Source organism: Mycolicibacterium nivoides (genome assembly GCF_003855255.1).
Taxonomy (GTDB): Bacteria; Actinomycetota; Actinomycetes; order Mycobacteriales; family Mycobacteriaceae; genus Mycobacterium; species Mycobacterium nivoides.
Window position 1 is genome coordinate 821,474 of record NZ_CP034072.1, and the last position, 17,134, is coordinate 838,607.

Annotated in this window: 16 protein-coding genes and 1 pseudogene; 13 read left to right on the plus strand and 4 right to left on the minus strand. The window is 67.6% G+C overall.

The window, feature by feature from the left end:
* Nucleotides 1-3 precede the first annotated feature (3 nt).
* The 3 genes from EH231_RS04070 to EH231_RS04080 form a co-directional block, all read right to left on the minus strand.
* A complete protein-coding gene (locus tag EH231_RS04070) occupies nucleotides 4-1,068 on the minus strand; it encodes an NAD(P)H-dependent amine dehydrogenase family protein (protein ID WP_124711929.1) in 1,065 nt (354 codons plus the stop codon).
* A 14-nt stretch (nucleotides 1,069-1,082) separates the two neighbouring features.
* Entirely contained in the window at nucleotides 1,083-3,569 is a 2,487-nt protein-coding gene (locus EH231_RS04075) for a glycogen/starch/alpha-glucan phosphorylase (RefSeq protein WP_124711930.1), read from the minus strand.
* A gap of 82 nt (nucleotides 3,570-3,651) precedes the next feature.
* On the minus strand, nucleotides 3,652-4,149 hold the full coding sequence (locus tag EH231_RS04080; RefSeq protein ID WP_124711931.1) for a DUF1990 domain-containing protein: 498 nt from the start codon (nucleotides 4,147-4,149) through the stop codon (nucleotides 3,652-3,654).
* Nucleotides 4,150-4,180: 31 nt separating this feature from the next.
* Here EH231_RS04080 and EH231_RS04085 point away from each other — a divergent pair, with 31 nt between their 5' ends.
* The 13 genes from EH231_RS04085 (at nucleotide 4,181) to EH231_RS04145 (ending at nucleotide 16,849) form a co-directional block, all read left to right on the plus strand.
* Nucleotides 4,181-4,813, plus strand: coding sequence for a PaaI family thioesterase (locus EH231_RS04085; protein WP_090425414.1), 633 nt, complete (start codon nucleotides 4,181-4,183; stop codon nucleotides 4,811-4,813).
* The gene (locus tag EH231_RS04090; RefSeq protein ID WP_124711932.1) at nucleotides 4,810-5,241 is read left to right on the plus strand and encodes a TIGR02611 family protein; all 432 of its coding nucleotides are present in this window, start codon (nucleotides 4,810-4,812) and stop codon (nucleotides 5,239-5,241) included. Before EH231_RS04085 ends, EH231_RS04090 begins: the two co-directional genes overlap by 4 nt.
* Before the next feature lie 61 nt (nucleotides 5,242-5,302).
* Nucleotides 5,303-7,351 (plus strand): threonine--tRNA ligase, encoded by a 2,049-nt coding sequence (gene thrS, locus EH231_RS04095; RefSeq protein ID WP_090425415.1) that lies wholly within the window; start codon nucleotides 5,303-5,305, stop codon nucleotides 7,349-7,351.
* A 34-nt stretch (nucleotides 7,352-7,385) separates the two neighbouring features.
* Complete coding sequence (locus EH231_RS04100) at nucleotides 7,386-7,949, plus strand: ATP adenylyltransferase (RefSeq protein ID WP_090425416.1); 564 nt, start codon at nucleotides 7,386-7,388, stop codon at nucleotides 7,947-7,949.
* The gene (gene pgsA / locus EH231_RS04105; RefSeq protein ID WP_090426177.1) at nucleotides 7,946-8,593 is read left to right on the plus strand and encodes a phosphatidylinositol phosphate synthase; all 648 of its coding nucleotides are present in this window, start codon (nucleotides 7,946-7,948) and stop codon (nucleotides 8,591-8,593) included. The genes EH231_RS04100 and pgsA overlap by 4 nt, the downstream gene beginning before the upstream one ends.
* Nucleotides 8,594-8,658: 65 nt before the next feature.
* The gene (locus EH231_RS04110; protein ID WP_241178119.1) at nucleotides 8,659-9,498 is read left to right on the plus strand and encodes a phosphatidylinositol mannoside acyltransferase; all 840 of its coding nucleotides are present in this window, start codon (nucleotides 8,659-8,661) and stop codon (nucleotides 9,496-9,498) included.
* 4 nt (nucleotides 9,499-9,502) lie between these two features.
* Nucleotides 9,503-10,627, plus strand: a complete 1,125-nt coding sequence (locus EH231_RS04115; protein WP_124711934.1) for a glycosyltransferase family 4 protein — start codon at nucleotides 9,503-9,505, stop codon at nucleotides 10,625-10,627.
* 2 nt (nucleotides 10,628-10,629) lie between these two features.
* Nucleotides 10,630-11,688 (plus strand): NUDIX hydrolase, encoded by a 1,059-nt coding sequence (locus EH231_RS04120; RefSeq protein WP_090425419.1) that lies wholly within the window; start codon nucleotides 10,630-10,632, stop codon nucleotides 11,686-11,688.
* A gap of 64 nt (nucleotides 11,689-11,752) precedes the next feature.
* Nucleotides 11,753-12,664: a pyridoxal 5'-phosphate synthase lyase subunit PdxS gene (pdxS, locus tag EH231_RS04125; RefSeq protein WP_090425420.1), complete on the plus strand. Its 912-nt coding sequence runs from the start codon at nucleotides 11,753-11,755 to the stop codon at nucleotides 12,662-12,664.
* Nucleotides 12,665-12,673: 9 nt separating this feature from the next.
* A complete protein-coding gene (tesB, locus tag EH231_RS04130) occupies nucleotides 12,674-13,522 on the plus strand; it encodes an acyl-CoA thioesterase II (protein WP_090425421.1) in 849 nt (282 codons plus the stop codon).
* Entirely contained in the window at nucleotides 13,519-14,100 is a 582-nt protein-coding gene (gene pdxT / locus EH231_RS04135; RefSeq protein WP_044518020.1) for a pyridoxal 5'-phosphate synthase glutaminase subunit PdxT, read from the plus strand. The genes tesB and pdxT overlap by 4 nt, the downstream gene beginning before the upstream one ends.
* A 17-nt stretch (nucleotides 14,101-14,117) precedes the next feature.
* Nucleotides 14,118-14,873, plus strand: coding sequence for a hypothetical protein (locus EH231_RS04140; RefSeq protein ID WP_090425422.1), 756 nt, complete (start codon nucleotides 14,118-14,120; stop codon nucleotides 14,871-14,873).
* 74 nt (nucleotides 14,874-14,947) lie between these two features.
* Nucleotides 14,948-16,849, plus strand: coding sequence for an ArnT family glycosyltransferase (locus EH231_RS04145; protein WP_409542602.1), 1,902 nt, complete (start codon nucleotides 14,948-14,950; stop codon nucleotides 16,847-16,849).
* A 29-nt stretch (nucleotides 16,850-16,878) separates the two neighbouring features.
* Here the strand turns inward: EH231_RS04145 and EH231_RS34190 are convergent.
* Nucleotides 16,879-17,127, minus strand: a pseudogene (locus tag EH231_RS34190) (SDR family NAD(P)-dependent oxidoreductase); the annotation flags it as partial.
* Nucleotides 17,128-17,134 lie beyond the last annotated feature (7 nt).

Below are 17,134 nucleotides of genomic sequence, written 5' to 3' on the forward strand. Positions count from 1 at the left end.
TCGCTACCGCCGGAACCCGGTGTGGCTGCGGATCAGTGGCAGTGTCGCGAGCGTGGCGAACCCGGGCTCGGCGTCACACACCTCGGGCACCGCGTTGAGGACCTGCATCGCCGTGGCGACGTTGGCCGCCCGCACGTGCTCGGCCATCGTTGCCTCGCGGGCGAAGCTGGCCAGGCTGAAGAAGTGGGTCTGCATCGACGGATCACCCTCGATGGTCAGCGTCCAGCCGTGCTTGGGCCTCGGCCAGTGATCGGGGTACTCGTTGCCCACCGTCCACAGGGTCTCGATCTCGACGAGTGGTTCGCCGTCACGCACTCCCACCCAGTTCCACCGCTGCCCGGCAGTGGTTCCCGCAGCCAGCAGATGGTCGAAGATCTGATGGTCGTGGCGGGCGGCGACCGCCTCCACGGTCGAGATCACCTCGTCGATGTCAGCGCCCAGCGCGTCGGCCAGCAGCCACACCTGTTCGGTGAACAGCTCGTTGTTGAACGCCAGGAATTCGGATGCGTCGACACGGATCTCGTCCATGGGCCGGCCGAACGACATGTTGTCGAAGGTGATGTGCGTGCTGTCGTAGTCCGACCAGTCGGCGCGCTCCTGCAGGGTGATCTTGTCGATCCGCCGGCTCATCCCGGACAGCACCAAAGGCAGGGCGCCCGACAGGTTTCCGGGGTTCAGACCGCTGCCGTGCACCGTCGTCCCGCCCGCGGTGCAGGCCGCCAGCAGCCGCTCGCGGTCGGCCTCGGGCAGCCGGCGCGGGTGGAACAGGAACGCCGTCGTCACCACGTTCTTGCCGCCGGCCAGAAGCGCGCACACGTCATCCAGATTCGTGATCCGCGGGGTGTAGACGACGCAGTCCGCCTCCAGATCGAGGATGGTCTGCACATCGGTGGTGGCACGCACGCCGATCGGCGCCCGGCCCAGTAGTTCACCGACGTCGGCGCCGTCCTTGGCGTCGGAGTACACCCGCACCCCGACCAGCTCGAGGTCGGGACGGTCGTCCAACGTCGCCGCCAGCGTCTCGACCCCGACCGCGCCGGTGCCCCACTGAATCACCCGATAAGACATACGGGTGAGGCTAGTCACACCCGCACGTTGACGGGACCCACACCCCAGATGTCGTCGCAGTACTCGGTGATCGCGCGGTCCGACGAGAACTTGCCGCTGCGGGCGGTGTTGAGGATCGACATTCGCGTCCACCCATCGGCCTTCTGCCATGCCTCCGAAACCCGTTGCTGGCATTGCATGTACGACGCGTAGTCGGCCAGCACCAGGAACGGATCGGTGTAGCGCAGGGTGTCGACGATCGGCCGGAACACCTCGGTGTCGCCCCGGGAGAACCGGCCGGCCGAGATCAGGTCGAGCACAGCGGACAGTTCAGCGTCGGCCGCGATGTAGTCGGCAGGCCGGTACCCGCCGGCCTTGACCGCCTCGACCTCGGACTCGGTCAGACCGAACAGGAAGAAGTTCTCCGGTCCCACTTCGTCACGCATCTCGACGTTGGCTCCGTCGAGGGTGCCGATGGTCAGGGCGCCGTTGAGCATGAACTTCATGTTCCCGGTGCCGGAGGCTTCCTTGCCCGCCGTGGAGACCTGTTCGGACAGATCGGCCGCCGGGTAGATGAACTCCGCATTCTGCACGTTGAAGTCCGGGACGAACGCCACCTTGAGGAACCGGTTGACATCGGGATCGGCGTTGACGGTCTCGCCGACGGCGTTGATCAGCTTGATGATTCGTTTGGCCATAAAGTAGCCGGGAGCCGCCTTGCCGCCGAAGATGAACGCGCGCGGGGGAATGGTCAGCCCCGGGTCCTGCTTGAGCCGGTGGTACAGCGCGATGATGTGCAGGACGTTGAGGTGCTGACGCTTGTACTCGTGGATGCGCTTGACCTGCACATCGAACAACCAGTCCGGATCGAGTTCGACGCCGGTGGTGGCGCGCACGAAACCGGACAGTCGTACCTTGTTCGCGCGCTTCACCGCCCGCCAGCGGGCTCGGAACACCGCGTCGTCGGCGAACGGTTCCAGCTCGCGCAACCGGTTGAGATCGGTCAGCCAGCCGTCACCCACGGTCTCGTCGAGCAGGCCCCGAAGGCCCGGATTGGACAGGGCCACGAACCGGCGCGGCGTCACCCCGTTGGTCTTGTTCGAGAATCGTTGCGGCCACAACTCGTAGAAGTCCTTGAGCACACTGGATTTGAGTAGCTCGGAGTGCAGCGCCGCGACACCGTTGACGGCATGGCTGCCCACGGTGGCCAGGTGCGCCATCCGCACGGTCTTGCCGCCCTCCTCGCCGATCAGCGACATCCGCCTGACCCGGTCCTCGTCACCGGGGAACGCGGTCCGGACCTCCTCGAGGAAGCGCCGGTTGATCTCGTAGATGATCTCCAGATGCCGGGGGAGGGACTCGGCGAACAACGCCAGCGGCCAGGTCTCCAGCGCCTCCGGCAGCAGGGTGTGGTTGGTGTAGCCGAAGGCCGCGACCGTGATCGCCCAGGCCTCGTCCCAGCCGAGCTGTCGCTCGTCGATGAGCAGGCGCATCAGCTCGGCCACACCGATCGAGGGGTGAGTGTCGTTGAGCTGCAACGCGAACTGGTCGGCCAGGGCGGTGACGGGAAGGCAGGCGAGGTCCTCCAGGATGTGCAGAATGTCCTGCAGAGAGCAGGACACGAAGAAGTACTGCTGCAACAGCCGCAACCGTTTGCCGGCTTCGGGTTCGTCGTTGGGGTAGAGCACCTTGGTCACCGTCTCGGAGGTGACCTCGTCCTCGACCGCGCGGTAGTGGTCCCCGGTGTTGAACGCGTCCAGGGCGAAGGATTCGACGGCTCGCGCGCTCCACAGTGTCAGCGTGTTGCAGGTGTTGACGCCGTAACCCTGGATCGGGGTGTCGTAGGAGACGCCCTTGATCGTGCGTTGCGGCACCCACCGCACCCGGTAGACGTCCGCCGCGTCCCGGTACGGCTCGGTGTGCCCGCCCCAATTCACCCGGTAGTTCACGTCGGGTTTTGCGATTTCCCAAGGGTTCCCGTTCACCAGCCAGTTGTCGGTCTTCTCCACCTGCCAGCCGTCGCGGATCTCCTGGTCGAAGAGGCCGAACTCGTAACGGATGCCGTAGCCGATCGCCGGCCGCTCCAGGGTGGCCAGCGAGTCGAGATAGCAGGCCGCAAGGCGGCCCAGGCCGCCATTGCCCAGCCCGGGCTCCTGTTCGCAGGTGAGGACTTCGTCGAGGTCCTGACCCAACGCGGCGAGCGCCTCTCGGGCGGCCGATTCGATCTGCAGGTTGAGCAGGTTGTTCCCGAGCTGCGGGCCCATCAGGAACTCGGCCGACAGATAGCAGGTCACCTTGCGGGACAGGTCGATGAAGGCCTGGGTGCTGGCGATCCACCGCTGTTGCATGCGGTCGCGAACGGCCAGCGACAGCGCCCGGTAGTAGTGCTCGGGGGTCAACACCGAGGCCGGGCGGCCGATCGAATACCTCAGGTGGTCGGCGATGGCGCGGCGCAGTGCATCGGCCGACAACCCGGTGCGGCTGTGTTCATCAGTGGGCGAGCTCAACGCGACATCGGTCATCGCTGCAATCTCGCACCGTCAGGTGCACACCAACCCTGCTTCGGACGTCCGCCAGATGAAGCGCGGACAGACCCCGGGCACTTCAGATGCCGGTGAGATAGCGGCGCGTCACCACCCGCTGGAGCAACCGCGTCACCGGCCCGCCCAACCGGCTCCACCAGGTTGCCGGCCGGGAGAACGCGACCACCTCGGCATGCACCGTGTCCGTCGCCGGGTCGTAGCGCACCGAGAACAACTCCTCGCCCGATTCGGGATGGCCGGCCAGCGTGCCGTAGGCGAAGCCGCGGCGGTCGGCTTCGTCGAGCACATAGACCACCCGGCACGGCGCCGGAACGGGACCGATCCGGACCACCAGCTCGGTGCCCACCGCCGCGGCCTCAGCGGTGGCCTGCACCCGCAGGCCCGCGCCGCGCTGCATGCCCCACCGCAGCACCTCCGCACCGGCCCGCTCGAAGCGGTCGCGGCCGGTGCCGATCGGCGCCGAGGCCCGGATGTGGCGATACCCCGCGGGCAGTTCGCCGGCCGTGGCGCCCACCTCCGGATAGGTCAACGAGCGCTGCGCCAGGTCGTGCAGTTTCACCTCACCACCATGGCACTAATACGGTGGCGGTGTGGCCCCAGAAATCGACACCGCCGACACGCACCCCGGCGGTGGGTTCAATCCGCCCGAACCCACCGATCGCGGTGGGCCGGATTACGGCCGTTTCATCGAAGCGGTGCGCACCCTGCAGGACCACGCACGCAGTGCCGACGCCCCCGACGAGGTCATCACCGAGGCAGCTGACCTGATCCAGAAAGTGTCGGCGCTGCTGGCTCCGTACGAAGCCGACGAGTGGAATTCACCGTCCGGACGGCGAATGGACCTGCCCAACCGTGGCAACGTCAACAACGTGCCGGTGCATCTGGAACGGACCGCCGACGGCCGGATCGCCGGGACCGCCCACTTCCGGCGGTTTCACCTCGGTCGCAACGGTGCGGTACACGGCGGCTCGCTGGCGCTGCTGTTCGATTCGCTGCTGGGCTACACAGCGGCCAAACTGACCGGCAGCATGTATCAGCGCACCGCGTATCTGCATGTCAACTACCGCAAGATCGCCCCGATCGACAAGGACTTACAGGTGCGGGCCGGCATCGACCGCATCGAGGGACGCAAGATCTTCGTCGAGGGCCGCCTGCTCGACGGCGGCGACGTGCTCGCCGATGCCGAGGCGTTGTTCGTCCGGCTCAAGCCGGGGCAGCCATGAGTCTGGCGACCAACCTTGCCGAGATGAAGCGGCGCTGGACGAGTTGGCGGGAACGGCTGCGCTCGCGCCGGGCCGCCGACTTCACCTACCGGATCGTCGTCGGCGTCGTCGGCACCATCGTGCTGGCGGTCGGCATCGTGGCCATCCCGTACCCCGGTCCCGGCTGGGCGATCGTCTTCCTCGGGTTGGCGATCCTGGCCAGCGAATTCGACTTCGCCAAGCGGGCGCTGCGCTACGTCCGGGCCCGCTATGACGCCGTGATGGCCTGGTTCGACCGCCAGCACATCGCGGTCAAAGGGGTCAGCGCGGCGTTCACCGGACTGGTGGTGATCGGCACGCTGTGGCTTTTCGGAGTGATCGGGTGGAGCGCCGGACTGGTCGGGCTGGAGCAACAGTGGCTCAAGAGCCCTATCGGGCTGGGGTCCTGATCAGGCCCACCGATAGCATGACAGCGTTCGCACTAGCCCTCGCATGGTAGGAGACTCCCCGATGAGCGCCGCCCCCAGCCCAGCCCCCGCTGCCCCGATCCGGGTCGCGGCCGGGACTACCGCCGGCGCGGCGGTGCGCGAGGCGGATCTGCCCAGTCGCGGAACCCCAGACGCGATCGTCGTGGTGCGTGACGCCGACGGGCGCCTTCGCGATCTTTCCTGGGCCCCCGACACCGATGTCGAGGTGACGCCGGTGGCCGCCAACACCGAGGACGGCCGCAGCGTGATCCGGCACTCGTGTGCCCACGTGCTGGCCCAGGCCGTGCAGGACATGTTCCCGCAGGCCAAGCTGGGTATCGGGCCGCCGATCGCCGACGGCTTCTACTACGACTTCGACGTCGCGGAGCCGTTCACCCCGGAGGATCTGCAAAAGCTCGAAAAGCGGATGCAGAAGATCGTCAAGGACGGTCAGCTGTTCTCCCGGCGCGTCTACGAATCCAAGGATCAGGCGCGCGAGGAACTGGCCGGCGAGCCCTACAAGCTCGAGCTGGTCGACGACAAGTCCGGCGACCCGGACGTGATGGAGGTCGGTGGCGACGAGCTCACCGCCTACGACAACCTCAACGCCCGCACCAAGGAGCGGGTCTGGGGTGACCTGTGCCGCGGCCCGCACATCCCGACCACCAAGTACATCCCGGCGTTCAAGCTGACCCGTAGCAGCGCGGCCTACTGGCGCGGCGACCAGAACAACGCCAGCTTGCAGCGCGTCTACGGCACGGCCTGGGAGTCGCAGGAGGCGCTCGACAAGCACCTCGAGCTCATCGAGGAGGCGCAGCGCCGCGACCACCGCAAACTCGGCGTCGAGCTGGACCTCTTCAGCTTCCCCGACGAGCTCGGCTCCGGCCTGCCGGTGTTCCACCCCAAGGGTGGCGTCATCCGCAAGGAACTCGAGGACTACTCGCGGCGCAAGCATTCCGAGGCCGGCTACGAGTTCGTCAACACCCCGCACATCACCAAGGAACACCTTTACATCACCTCGGGCCACCTGGAGTGGTACGCCGACGGCATGTACCCGCCAATGCACATCGACGCCGAGTACAACGATGACGGCACGGTGCGCAAGCCCGGGCAGGACTACTACCTCAAGCCGATGAACTGCCCCATGCACCACCTGATCTACCGGGCGCGGGGCCGCTCGTACCGCGAACTCCCGTTGCGGCTCTTCGAGTTCGGCTCGGTGTACCGCTACGAGAAGTCCGGTGTGGTGCACGGGCTGACCCGCGTGCGCGGCATGACCCAGGACGACGCGCACATCTACACCACGCGTGAGCAGATGCGCGACGAGCTGACCTCGCTGCTGCAGTTCGTGCTCGACCTGCTCTCGGACTACGGCCTGGACGACTACTACCTGGAGCTGTCCACCAAGGATCCGGACAAGTACGTGGGCTCCGACGAGATGTGGGACGAGGCCACCGAGACCCTGCGGTCGGTCGCCGAAGCCTCGGGCCTGGACCTGGTGCCCGATCCGGGCGGCGCGGCGTTCTACGGACCCAAGATCTCCGTCCAGGTCAAGGACGCGCTGGGCCGCAACTGGCAGATGTCGACGATCCAGCTGGATTTCAACATGCCCGACCGCTTCGAGCTGGAGTACACCGCCGCCGACGGCAGCAGGCAGCGCCCGGTGCTGATCCACCGTGCCCTGTTCGGCTCGATCGAACGGTTCTTCGGAGTGCTCACCGAGCACTACGCGGGCGCGTTCCCGGCTTGGCTGGCACCGGTGCAGGTGGTCGGTATCCCGGTCGCCGACGCGCACCTGGACTACCTGTACGACGTTGCCGCGCAACTGAAGTCGCGCGGCGTGCGGGTCGAGGTCGACGGCAGCGACGACCGGATGGCGAAGAAGATCGTCAACCACACCAACCAGAAGGTGCCGTTCATGCTGCTGGCCGGTGACAAGGACATCGAGGCAGGCGCGGTGAGCTTCCGGTTCGGTGACCGCACCCAGATCAACGGTGTCCCGCGCGATGAGGCCGTCGAGGCGATCGTGAAGTGGATCGCCGAGCGCAACAACGCGGTGCCGACGGCGGACCTGGTACCGGTGGGCTTGTGATGAGCGCTCGCGCGAAGAACCGACGGGTAAGCGAATGACGGGGGATGAGCGATCCATCATCGACCACGGCGTGGGCGAGCCGGACCATCTGCAGCGGTTGTGGACACCGCACCGGATGAGCTACATCGTCGATGCGGTCAAGAGCGACAACAAGATCGGCTCGGCCGGTTCGTCGCAGCCGTTCACCGACATCCCCGAGATGTCCGACGAGGACGGGCTCATGGTGGCCCGCGGCGAACTCGTGTACGCCGTGCTCAACCTCTACCCGTACAACCCGGGCCATCTCATGGTCGTGCCCTACCGCCGGGTGTCCGAGCTGGAGGACCTGACCGAAGCCGAGAGCGCTGAGCTGATGGCGTTCACGCAGAAGGCGATCCGCGTCATCAAGGCCGTCTCGCGTCCGCACGGGTTCAACGTCGGCCTGAACCTCGGCATCTCGGCCGGCGGATCGCTGGCCGAGCACCTGCACATGCACGTGGTCCCGCGCTGGGGCGGCGACGCGAACTTCATCACGATCATCGGTGGCGCCAAGGTCATTCCGCAGCTGCTGAGCGAGACCCGGGAGCTGCTGGCCACGGAATGGGCCCGCCAGCCGTGAGCAACCTCTTCCTGATGAGCAGGGCGGCCTACGCCAAGCTGTCGCGGCCGGTGGCCAAGGCGGCACTGCGCGCGGGCCTGACTCCCGACATCGTCACCATCGTCGGCACCGCCGGGACCGTCACCGCCGCGTTGACCCTCTTCCCGATGGGTCAGTTGTGGTGGGGCGCGTTCGCCGTGTTCGTCTTCGTGCTCGCCGACATGCTCGACGGGGCGATGGCCCGGGAACGCGGCGGCGGTACCCGGTTCGGCGCCGTACTGGACGCGGCGTGTGACCGCATAGCCGACGGCGCCATCTTCGCCGGCCTGCTGTGGTGGGCGGCGTTCGGCCTGGACAACCCGACGCTGGTGGTCGCGATCCTCATCTGCCTGGTCACCTCACAGGTCATCTCGTACATCAAGGCTCGCGCCGAGGCCAGCGGGTTGCGTGGCGACGGCGGCATCATCGAGCGCCCGGAGCGCCTGGTGATCGTGCTGGTCGGCGCGGGGCTCTCGGGTGTGCCATTCCTGCACATTCCATGGCTGCTGCACGTCGCGGCATGGCTGTTGGCGGTGGCCAGCGTCATCACCGTGGCGCAGCGGATACATGCGGTGCGCACCTCTCCGGGCGCCATGGACCTGCTGCAACCCCCGGGAGCCTCGTGAACATTCCGCTGTCGGGACAGGTGACCGATCTGGGTTATGCGGCAGGCTGGCAGCTGGTCCGTGCGATGCCGGAGCTGGTGGCGCGCAACCTGTTCGACGCGGGTGCCTTCTATGCCTCCCGTGGCGGTGGGCCCCAGCAGTTGCGCAAGAACCTGGCCCGGGTGATCGGGGTGCCCCCGGCCGAGGTGCCAGACGACCTGATGCGTGCTTCACTGGCCTCGTACGCCCGGTACTGGCGGGAGGCGTTCCGGTTGCCGTCGATGGATCTGACTGCTGTGGCCAAGCGTCTCGACGAGGTGTTCGTCGGCGCGGACAAGCTGCGGGCCGCTCGCGAGGCGGGCCGCGGCGCGGTGCTGGCGCTCCCGCACAGCGGTAACTGGGACATGGCCGGGGTGTGGCTGGCCCAGCAGTTCGGCACCTTCGCCACCGTCGCCGAGCGGCTCAAACCCGAATCGCTGTACCGGCGTTTCATCGACTACCGCGAGAGCCTGGGATTCGAGGTATTCCCGTTGTCGGGCGGTGAGCGTCCGCCGTTCGAGGTGCTTTCGGACCGGTTGCGGGACAACATGTTCGTCTGCCTGATGGCCGACCGGGACCTCACCCGCAACGGTGTGGAGGTCGGCTTCTTCGGCGAACCTACCCGGATGCCCGCCGGCCCGGCCAAGTTGGCGATCGAAACCGGTGCACCGCTTCATCCGGCGCATGTCCACTATGACGGGGACGACTGTGTGGTCGAGATCTTCGACGCACTCGACACCTCGTCGGGGGACGTGTCCGTGGTGATCCAGCAATTGGCCGACCGGTTCGCGGCGAACATCGCCGCGCACCCGGCTGACTGGCACATGCTGCAGCCGCAGTGGCTGGCCGACCTGTCCGCCGAACGTCGTGCCCGGTTAGGTACCTGAGGCCATGCGTATCGGGATGGTCTGCCCGTATTCGTTCGATGTGCCGGGCGGTGTGCAATCCCATGTGCTGCAACTGGCCGAGGTGATGCGCGCGGGCGGGCATCACGTCAGCGTCCTGGCGCCGTCGTCGCCGCATGTGAAGTTGCCTGAATACGTGGTGTCGGGCGGCAAGGCCGTCCCGATTCCGTACAACGGCTCGGTGGCCCGGCTGCGGTTCGGCCCGGCCACCCACCGCAAGGTGAAGAAGTGGATCGCCGAGGGCGAGTTCGATGTACTGCACCTGCATGAGCCCAATGCGCCCAGCCTGTCCATGCTGGCGCTGCAGGCCGCCGAGGGGCCGATCGTGGCGACCTTTCACACCTCGACGACAAAGTCGTTGACGCTCAGTGTGTTTCAGGGAATCCTGCGCCCGTTCCACGAGAAGATCGTCGGCCGCATCGCGGTGTCGGACCTGGCTCGGCGCTGGCAGATGGAGGCGCTCGGCTCGGATGCGGTCGAGATACCCAACGGTGTCGACGTACCGTCGTTCGCGAATGCGCCTCGGCTGGAAGGGTATCCGCGACCCGGCCGCACCGTGCTGTTCCTCGGCCGGTTCGACGAACCCCGAAAGGGCATGGCGGTACTGCTGGGTGCCCTCCCGAAGCTGGCGCGGCGGTTCCCCGACATCGAGATACTGATCGTGGGCCGCGGCGATGAGGACGCGCTGCGGGAGGAGGCCGGCGAGCTCGCCGGACACCTTCGTTTCCTGGGGCAGGTCGACGACGACGCCAAGGCCGCGGCCATGCGCAGCGCCGACGTCTACTGCGCACCCAACCTCGGCGGCGAGAGCTTCGGCATCGTGCTGGTCGAGGCGATGGCGGCCCGAACCGCCGTGGTGGCCAGTGAATTGGACGCCTTCAGCCGCGTTCTCGATCAGGGGCAGGCCGGCCGGCTGGTTCCGGTCGGCGACGCCGACGCCCTGGCCGACGCGCTGATCGAGGTGCTCGACGACGACGCGCTGCGCGAGCGGTACATCGACCAGGCCACCGAGCGGGTCGCCCGTTACGACTGGTCGGTGGTGGCCGGGCAGATCATGCGGGTGTACGAGACCGTGGCCAGCGCCGGCATCAAAGTTCAGGTGGGTGACTAGACGTGCCTACCTGGTTGGTGATCACCGCACTGGCCCTGCTGGTGGTCCTCCTTCTCATCGGAGGATGGGCCTACCAGACCGCCAACCGGCTCGACCGGCTCCACGTGCGCTACGACCTGTCCTGGCAGGCGCTCGACAGTGCACTGGCCCGCCGGGCCGTCGTCGCCCGTGCCGTCGCCGTCGACGCCTACGCGGGTGCTCCGGCGGGTAAACGCCTCGCAGCGCTGGCGGACGTCGCCGAGCGGGCTCCCCGTTCGGCGCGTGAAGCCGCCGAGAACGACCTGTCGGCCGCACTGGCCCTCGTCGATCCGGCCGGGCTGCCGGTGCCGCTGGTCGCCGAACTCGCCGATGCCGAAGCCCGCGTGCTGCTGGCCCGGCGCTTCCACAACGACGCCGTCCGCGACACCCTGGCCCTGCGGGAACGTCGCTTTGTGCGGCTGCTGCGGCTGGGCGGAACCGCGGCACTGCCAACCTATTTCGAGATCGTCGAACGGCCGGATTCGCAAGCCGAGGTCAACCCGGTGAGCCGCCGGACCTCGGCACGTGTGGTGCTGCTCGACGAGACCGGCGCGGTGTTGCTGCTGCGCGGCTCCGACCCCGCGATCGACAACCCGGACCGGCCCGCGCCGCGGTGGTGGTTCACCGTCGGGGGCGCGGTCCAGCCTGGTGAGGATCTGGCGGCCGCCGCGGTGCGCGAGCTCGTTGAGGAGACCGGGTTGCAGGCGGCACCCGCCGACCTCGTCGGGCCGGTGTGGCGGCGCGATGCCGTCATCGACTTCAACGCCTCGGTGATCCGCAGCGAGGAGTACTTCTTCATCCACCGCACCGCCCGGTTCGAGCCGTCGGCGACGGGTCGCACGACCCTGGAACGGCACTACATTCACGGGCACCGATGGTGCGATGCGAGAATGATCGCCGAGTTGGTTGCCGGCGGGGAGGCCGTGTATCCGCTTCAACTGGGTGAGCTGCTGGCTCAGGCCAACGAACTGGCCGAGCAGCCCGCAGCGACGCTGGCGAATACGCAGGGATCTGCGAATCGCGAGCTGCAAGCCATCCGGTGATGCGGATTTAATGGATTTGGCGGCTCCACTAGACTGAATCAGTAGGACTTTGGAGGAGATTGCAGTGGATACCGCGGCGCAGAATGGCTCTAGCAACCAGACCGGCACCGCGCGCGTGAAGCGCGGGATGGCTGAGATGCTCAAGGGCGGCGTGATCATGGATGTCGTCACCCCGGAACAGGCGAAGATCGCCGAGGGCGCGGGTGCCGTTGCTGTCATGGCGCTGGAGCGCGTCCCCGCCGACATCCGTGCCCAGGGCGGGGTGTCGCGGATGAGTGATCCCGACATGATCGAGGGCATCATCTCCGCGGTCACCATCCCGGTCATGGCCAAGGCGCGCATCGGGCATTTCGTCGAGGCGCAGATCCTGCAGAGCCTGGGTGTGGATTACATCGACGAGTCCGAGGTGCTCACCCCGGCCGATTACACCAACCACATCGACAAGTGGAAGTTCACCGTGCCGTTCGTGTGCGGTGCCACCAACCTCGGCGAGGCCCTGCGCCGGATCACCGAGGGCGCGGCGATGATCCGCTCCAAGGGTGAGGCCGGCACCGGCGACGTCTCCAACGCGACCACCCACATGCGCAAGATCGGCGGCGAGATCCGTCGGCTCACCTCGCTGAGCACCGACGAGCTGTACGTCGCGGCCAAGGAACTGCAGGCGCCGTATGACCTGGTGGCCGAGGTCGCCCGGGCAGGCAAGCTGCCCGTCACGCTGTTCACCGCGGGCGGCATCGCGACCCCTGCCGATGCGGCGATGATGATGCAGCTCGGCGCCGAAGGCGTGTTCGTGGGTTCGGGCATCTTCAAGTCGGGCAACCCGGCGCAGCGCGCCGCGGCGATCGTGAAGGCCACCACGTTCTACGACGATCCCGACGTGTTGGCCAAGGTGTCGCGCGGTCTGGGTGAGGCCATGGTCGGTATCAATGTCGAGGAGATCGCCCAGCCGCACCGGCTCGCTGAGCGCGGCTGGTAAACACCTCGTATGGCGATTGAAGAGATCCTCGATCTGGAGCAGCTCGAGGTCAACATCTATCGCGGTGGGGTGTTCAGCCCGGAGTCGGGTTTCCTGCAGCGGACCTTCGGCGGCCACGTCGCCGGTCAGTCCCTCGTTTCGGCGGTGCGCACGGTGGAGCCGACGTTCCAGGTGCACTCCCTGCACGGCTACTTCCTCCGCCCTGGCGATGCCCGGGCGCCGTCGGTGTACATCGTCGAGCGCATCCGGGACGGAGGCTCGTTCTGCACCCGCCGGGTGAGCGCGATCCAGCACGGCGAGACGATCTTCACGATGTCGGCGTCGTTCCAGACCGACCAGACCGGCATCGAGCATCAGGACGTGATGCCCGAGGCTCCCGGGCCCGACGACCTACCCGGATTCCGGTCCGGGGGAGCGTTCGACGATGCCGGGTTCGCCCAGTTCGCCGAATGGGACGTCCGGATCGTGCCGCGGGACCTGGTGGCGCGGATTCCCGGCAAGGCTTCTCAGCAGCAGGTGTGGTTCCGCCACCGCGACCCGTTGCCCGACGATCACGTGCTGCACATCTGCGCGCTGGCCTACATGAGCGATCTGACCCTGCTGGGCTCGGCCCAGGTCAACCACCTCGACGTGCGCAAGCAACTGATGGTGGCGTCGCTGGACCACGCCATGTGGTTCATGCGGCCGTTCCGGGCCGACGAGTGGCTGCTCTACGACCAGTCCTCGCCCTCGGCGTGTGGCGGGCGTTCGCTGACCCAGGGCAAGATCTTCAACCGCTACGGCGAGATGGTGGCTGCAGTGATGCAAGAGGGACTGACCCGCTTCAAGCGCGACTTGACGCCGGCGGAAGGCACGTGAGCCCCCGCGTGGGGGTGCTCGCGTTGCAGGGTGACACTCGCGAGCATCTGGCCGCTCTGCGTGAGGCGGGCGCCGAGGCGGGCACGGTGCGGCGGCTTTCCGAGCTCGACGCGGTCGACGCCCTGGTGATCCCCGGTGGGGAATCCACCGCGATGAGCCATCTGCTGCGCGAATTCGAACTGCTCGAACCGCTGCGCGCGCGCATCGCCGCGGGGTTGCCCTGCTACGGCTCGTGCGCAGGCATGATCCTGCTGGCCACCGAGATCAAGGACGCCGGCACCGTCGGGCGGGAGGCCGTTCCTCTGGCCGGAATCGATATGACGGTGCGGCGCAACGCCTTTGGTCGTCAGGTCGATTCCTTCGAAGGGGACATCGACTTCGAGGGACTGGACACCCCGGTGCATGCGGTCTTCATCCGGGCGCCGTGGGTCGAGCGGGTCGGTGCGGACGTCAAGGTGCTGGCGCGCGCGGCCGACCATATCGTCGCGGTGCGTCAGGGTTCGATGCTGGCGACGTCGTTTCACCCCGAGATGACCGGGGACCGCCGTATTCACAAGCTGTTCGTCGATTCGCTCTGAGTCGATAGGATCCGGCGGTGAACTGGCTGGGCGCCTGGTGGCAACACGACGTGGTGGACGGCTACAAGGGGCCACTGCTGCTGAGTTTCGTGGCCTTCGTGGTGACGTTCTTGACCACCCGCACCATCACGCGGCTGATCCGTGACGGCAGAGGGCCGTTCCACAACGTCAGTGCGGGCGGTGTGCACATGCACCACTCGACACCCGGCATCATCCTGCTGATCGGTGGTGCCTTCACCGCGGTGGGTTGCCCGCCGTTGTCGGGCTGGGCCTATCTGGCGGCGCTCCTCGTGGGTGTCGGAGCCTCACTGGTGCTAGACGAGTTCGCGATGATCTTCCGGCTGCAGGACGTGTACTGGAGCCAGGAGGGCCAGCTGTCGGTCAACATCGTCACGCTGGCCGGGGCTTGCGTGGGCTTGGCCGCCGCCGGGGTGTCTCCCATCCACACCGATGAATTGCCCGCCGGGGTGGCCGCCTTGCGCTACACGGCCGTGGTGGCCCTGCTGCTGCACTTCCTGGTGGTCGCGGTGGTCGCGCTCAAGGGCAAGTACCCGACCGCGTTGATCGGCCTGTTCGTGTCGCCCGTGGCCTGGGTGGCCGCGGTGCGGCTGGCCAGGCCGACTTCGCCGTGGGCGCGCCGGCGGTACGGCCCGAAGCGGCTGGAGCGCGCCCGCCGGCGCGCCGCCGAGTTCGACGAGCGGTGGGCACCGGTGCGGCGGCATTGGGACGACCTGGTCGGCGGCACCCCGACGGCGCCCGACCCGGGTCAGTAGTCGTCGAACGCCCCCCACGCAGGAACTACCCGGCTGGCACTCAGCTCGGTCAAATCTGGGCACGCCTTAATTGTGTGGTGACATCGACTCTTGACCAACCGTCGGCGGCGGACCCGGATCTGGCACCGATCGAGGCCGCCCAGCCGGTGCGATGGGATTTCTCCCGGGCCGAACGCCTGGCGCTGCCCGCTCTGCTGACGGCCACCGCCCTGGCCTACCTGTGGAACATCACCGTCAACGGCATGGGCAACCAGTTCTACGCGGCCTCGGCCTGGGCCGGTTCGCTCAACTGGGAGGCGCTGCTGTTCGGGTCGCTGGATCCGGCCAACTTCATCACCGTGGACAAGCCGCCGGTGTCGCAGTGGGTGATGGGCCTGTCCGGTCAACTGTTCGGGTTCAGCAGCGCCAGCATGCTCATCCCCGAAGCGTTGATGGCCGTCGGTTCGGTCGCGCTGCTCCACGGTGCGGTCCGCCGCATCAGTGGGCCCCGCGCCGCGCTGCTGGCCGGCGCCGCGCTGGCCCTCATGCCGGTGGCCGCGCTGATGTTCCGGTTCAACAATCCCGACGCGGTCATGGTGTTGCTGATGACGGCCGCCGCCTACTGCGCGGTGCGCGCACTGGAGCAGAACGGCGCCCGCTGGATGGCGCTGGCCGGCGTCGCGCTCGGTTTCGCCTTCCTGGCCAAGATGCTCGAGGGACTGATGGTGATGCCGGCCATCGGGCTGGTCTACCTGATCGCCGCGCCCGTCCCGGTGCGCCGGCGCCTGCTGCACCTGGTCGGCTCACTCGGGGCGTTTCTCGTCTCGGCCGGATGGTTCGTGGTGCTCACCCTGGTGTGGCCCGCCTCGTCGCGGCCGTACCTCGCCGGGTCCACCGACAACAACTTCATGAACCTGGTGCTCGGCTACAACGGATTCGGTCGCGTTCTCGGCCACAACCACTACGGCACCCACGTCGACGTCGACCCCGTGGTCCCCGCAGCGCCGCAGCACCACGGCGGCTGGGGCGATCAGGTCCAGGGCCTGCCGCGGCTGTTCACCGGCGAGTTCGGTTTCGAGATCGGTTGGCTGGTGCCCGCGGCATTGCTGGCGGTGGTCCTGGTACTGATCTCGCGTGGCCGGGCACCGCGCACCGACATCGTGCGGGCCGGGGCCATCCTGTTCGGTACCTGGCTCGTGATCGACGGTCTGGTGCTGAGTTTCATGAAGACCAACGTCCATCCGTACTACTGCATGTCGCTGGCACCGGCCGTCGCGGCGATGTTCGCCATCGGCCTCCACGAGATGTGGCGGCGCCGCGACGACCGGCTGGGGCAGATCGGTTTGGCGACAATGCTTCTGGGCACCGCGGCGTGGAGTTTCTGGATCCTGGCCCGCAATGCGTCGTGGCTGCCGCCGCTGCGGTGGTCGATCCTGGCGGTGACGGTCACGGCCACCGCGGCGCTGCTCTGGGCGTTGCGCTCGGGCACCCGCGGAATGGCGGCCGCCGCACTGGCAGTGGCGATCATCGGCGGACTGGCCGGATCCACCGCCTACACCGTGGCCACCCTGGGCCAGTCGCACACCGGGGGCGGTCCGAGCGTGGGACCCGCCGATCCCGACGACGATCACGGGCACGGTTGGAACTCCGACAATCCCGAGGTGAACGCGATGCTGCGGGGAACCAATACCGAATGGTCGGCGGCCATCAACCGGTCCGGCGCTGCGTCCGGACTCGAATTGTCCACCGACACAGCGGTAATGGCGATCGGCGGCTTCACCGGAAGTGATCCGGCGCCGACGCTGGACCAGTTCCAGACCTTCGTCGCCGACCGGAAGATCACCTACTACATCCTGCCCGAGTCCAAGAACGACCACGGCGGCTTCTTCGGCAACAATTCCCACACCGACATCTCCGACTGGGTGAAGGCGAACTTCGCCTCGACCAAGGTGGGTTCGGACACGGTCTACGACCTGCGCGCGCCTCTCAGGAAATAGCCGTCGCGCACAGGGATTCCGAAATCTCCCCTGGCGCGCGAGCGGGCCTGTCCGCTGACGGCGATCACATCTTCCCGCGACATGTGCCGGGCCAGGTTGGTGGCGGCCATACCCTGATGCACGGCGAACGCGTGGATGCCCCGATCGCGAAGTCGTCGGTCGAGCGCGACGGCATGCAGGATGTAGGCGGCGAACGTGTCGTATTCGCGGCGGTGCCAGTTGGGATCGTCCAGATCGACGTCGCCGAGACGATGGCCCTCGGAGGAGAGGTTGACGACGACGCCG

Excerpts from the sequence above, each read along its gene's own strand:
- EH231_RS04070 (WP_124711929.1), bottom strand. The coding sequence starts at position 1,068 with ATGTCTTATCGGGTGATTCAGTGGGGCACCGGCGCGGTCGGGGTCGAG.
- EH231_RS04075 (WP_124711930.1), bottom strand. The coding sequence starts at position 3,569 with ATGACCGATGTCGCGTTGAGCTCGCCCACTGATGAACACAGCCGCACC.
- EH231_RS04090 (WP_124711932.1), top strand. The coding sequence starts at position 4,810 with ATGAGTCTGGCGACCAACCTTGCCGAGATGAAGCGGCGCTGGACGAGT.
- thrS (WP_090425415.1), top strand. The coding sequence starts at position 5,303 with ATGAGCGCCGCCCCCAGCCCAGCCCCCGCTGCCCCGATCCGGGTCGCG.
- EH231_RS04100 (WP_090425416.1), top strand. The coding sequence starts at position 7,386 with ATGACGGGGGATGAGCGATCCATCATCGACCACGGCGTGGGCGAGCCG.
- EH231_RS04110 (WP_241178119.1), top strand. The coding sequence starts at position 8,659 with ATGCCGGAGCTGGTGGCGCGCAACCTGTTCGACGCGGGTGCCTTCTAT.
- EH231_RS04115 (WP_124711934.1), top strand. The coding sequence starts at position 9,503 with ATGCGTATCGGGATGGTCTGCCCGTATTCGTTCGATGTGCCGGGCGGT.
- tesB (WP_090425421.1), top strand. The coding sequence starts at position 12,674 with ATGGCGATTGAAGAGATCCTCGATCTGGAGCAGCTCGAGGTCAACATC.